We start from the raw sequence: 3,202 nt of genomic DNA on the forward strand, positions 1-3,202 counted from the left end.
GCTCATTGGTTTCGCGGCGTGGATGGCGACAGGCGAGTTTTCGTCGGTCGGCAGCGTAGCCGCCAACAAAGCCAAGGCAGCCGGAGCCGAACAGGCCAAGGCGCCGGACGCGGCCAAGCCGAAGACGGCTGAAGCCGAGCCGAAGGCACCGCTGCGCACCGTTGCGGTGGTGACGCCGCCACGCAAGACCTATGCACGCGCCATCCGCATTTCCGGGCTGACCGAAGCCGACAAGCGGGCGGTGCTGGCGACGCGCGTCGCCGGTGTCATCGACAAGCTGCCTGTCAAGCAAGGCGATCACGTCAAGACGGGGGATCTGGTACTGATGCTTGCGGCGGAAGAAAAGATCTCGATGGTCGACAATGCAAAGCAGTTGGTGGTGCAGCGCCAGGCCGAGTTGGACGCAGCCTTGCGGCTGATGAAGACCGGCAATCTGCCGAAGCTGCAGCTCGACACCGCGCGCTCGAACCTGACCTCGGCGCAGTCGCAACTGGAAACGGCACAGGCCGAACTCGACCGCAACGAGGTGAAGGCGCCCTTCGACGGCGTTATCGACCGGGTGCCGGTGGAACTTGGCAGTTCCATCATGCAGGGCGGCGAGGTGGCAACCATCCTCAAGCTCGATCCGGTGATTGCCCGCGGCGAAGTCAGCGAGCGCGATCTCGGCTACCTGAAACTCGGGGACAAGGCCACCATACGGCTGGTCAGCGGCCAGACTGTCGAAGGCACCGTGCGCTACATCAGCCGCGACGCCTCTTCGGCGACCCGCACCTTCCGCGTCGAGGTTGCCGTCCCCAATGCCGACGGCTCCGTGCCGGCCGGCATGACGGCGGAAATCGCACTCAGCGCGTTGCCGACCGATGCGGTGCTGCTGCCGCGCTCGGTGGTGACGCTCGGCGACAAGGGCGACCTCGGCATCCGTGCCGTCGGCAAGGACAACAAGGTTGCGTTCTTCCCCATCGACCTCGTCGACGACACGCCGACCGGCCTGGTGCTTGGCGGCATCCCTGCCGATGCGCGCATCATCGTTGCCGGCCAGGAACTGGTGAAGGAAGGCGATGAGGTCAAGCCGGTCGAAGCCGACCAGGCAACCATCCAGAAACTGCTGGGCGAAGCGACCGCCGGCACGCAGTAGCATGGGGTACGGCGGACAGACCCCGGGCGGGGACACTTGGCTGCGACGCAGCTCGTGAAATTCAAGAACAGGCGTTAGCCATGGATATCGTCAGACTCGCAATCAACAATGCCCGCCTGACCATTTCGGTCCTCGTCTTCCTTCTGCTCGCCGGCTGGGTCGCCTATCAGTCGACGCCGAAGGAAGCCGAGCCCGACGTTCCGATTCCGATGATGTATATCAGCCTGATCTATCAGGGCATTTCGCCTGAGGATTCGGAGCGCCTTCTGCTGCGGCCGATGGAAAGCAAGCTGAAGAGCCTGAAAGGCCTCAAGGAAATGCGCTCGGCCGCCTTCCAGGGCGGCGGCTATGTGCTGGTCGAGTTCCAGCCGCAGACAAATCTGGCGACGGCCTTGCAGGACACGCGCTCCAAGGTGCAGGACGGCAAGGCCGACCTGCCGCAGGCGGCCGAAGAGCCGGTCGTTACCGAAGTCAACATCTCCGAATTCCCCGTCCTCGTCGTCACCCTGTCGGGCGAATTGCCCGAACGCGTGCTGACCGCCGCCGCGCGCGAACTGCGCGACCGTATCGAGGAAGTGCCAGGCGTCCTGGAGGGCTCGTTGCAGGGTTCGCGCGACGATCTTGTCGAAGTCGTCATCGATCCGATGAAACTGTCGTCCTACGGGTTGCAACTCGATCAGCTGATCGGCGCTGTCGGGGCCTCCAACAGTCTGGTCGCCGCCGGCAATATCGAAGGCTCGGAAGGCAAATACGCCGTCAAGGTGCCGTCACTGATCGAGACGCCCGAGGACGTGGCGGCCTTGCCCGTGGTCGCCGGCCCCAATGCCGTGGTGCAGGCCAAGGACATCGCGACGATCCGCTCGACCTTCGCCGATGCCACGACGATCACGCGCCTCAATGGCAAGCCGGCCATCGCCATCGAAGTCAAGAAGCGCATCGGCGCCAATCTGATCGACACGCTCGCCAAGGTGAGGGAGGTGTCCGACGCCTACGTCAAGACGATGCCGCAAGGCATGAACGTCACCTACACGCAGGACAAGTCGGTCTTCGTCAACCAGTTGCTCGGCGATCTGCAGAACCACGTCATGATCGCCGTCATCCTGGTGTTCATCGTCATCCTCTACGCGCTGTCGGGTCGTGCCTCGCTGCTGATCGGCCTGGCCATTCCGTCGTCTTTCCTGATCGGCATCCTGCTGCTGGCGATGATGGGCTACACGATCAACATGATCGTGCTGTTCAGCCTGATCCTGGCTGTCGGCATGCTGGTCGACGATGCCATCATCGTCACCGAGTTCGCCGAACGGCGGATGAGCGAAGGCATGCCGAAGGCGGAAGCCTTCGCATTGGCCGCCAAGCGCATGGCCGGTCCGGTCATTGCCGCGACGATGACGCGCATAGCCGCCTTCTCGCCACTGCTGTTCTGGCCGGGCATCATCGGCGACTTCATGAAGTACATGCCGATCACCCTGATCGTCACGCTATCGGCCTCGATGCTCTATGCGCTGGTGTTCGCGCCGACGCTGGGGGCGATCTTCGCCAAGGCGCCGGAGCATCATGAGGATGATAATCGCGACGGCTGGTACATGGCGATCGTCAAGCAGGCGGTGCGGTTTCCGATTACGGTGGTTTTGCTGACGGTCGCTCTGCTGTTCGGCGTCGGCTTTGCCTATTCGAAATATGGCGCCGGTGTCGAATTCTTCCCCAGTGTCGAGCCCGACTACGGCCTGCTCTACGTGCACGCGCGCGGCAACCTTTCGCTGGCCGAAATGGATACGGCGACCAAGATTGCCGAAAACAGGATGCTCGGCTGGCCCGGCATCAAGTCGGTCTACACCCGCGTCGGCAAGACACAAGGCGGCGGCCAGGATGTCCCTGAAGACGTCGTCGGCGTCATCCAGTACGAATTCATAGATTGGCGCGAGCGCAAGTCGGCGAACCAGATCCTGAACGATTTGCGCGGCGTCATGGCCGGCATTCCCGGCGTCGATGTCGAGGTGCGCGTGCCGGAGGCCGGTCCGCCGACCGGCAAGCCGATCCAGATCAGGCTTTCGGCCGTCGACCCCAAGG

2 protein-coding genes are annotated in these 3,202 nt (G+C 63.5%); both read left to right on the forward strand.

The window, feature by feature from the left end; translation table 11 throughout:
• On the forward strand, positions 1–1,135 hold a 1,135-nt coding region (locus ENZ75_RS26210; RefSeq protein ID WP_245481245.1), incomplete at its 5' end, for an efflux RND transporter periplasmic adaptor subunit.
• Between the two features lie 80 nt (positions 1,136–1,215).
• Positions 1,216–3,202 (forward strand): efflux RND transporter permease subunit (locus tag ENZ75_RS26215; RefSeq protein WP_164888009.1); only part of this gene is annotated, 1,987 nt, incomplete at its 3' end.

It is taken from the genome of Mesorhizobium sp. M7A.F.Ca.CA.002.04.1.1 (assembly GCF_004022805.1).
In the GTDB taxonomy this organism is placed as follows: Bacteria; Pseudomonadota; Alphaproteobacteria; order Rhizobiales; family Rhizobiaceae; genus Mesorhizobium; species Mesorhizobium ciceri.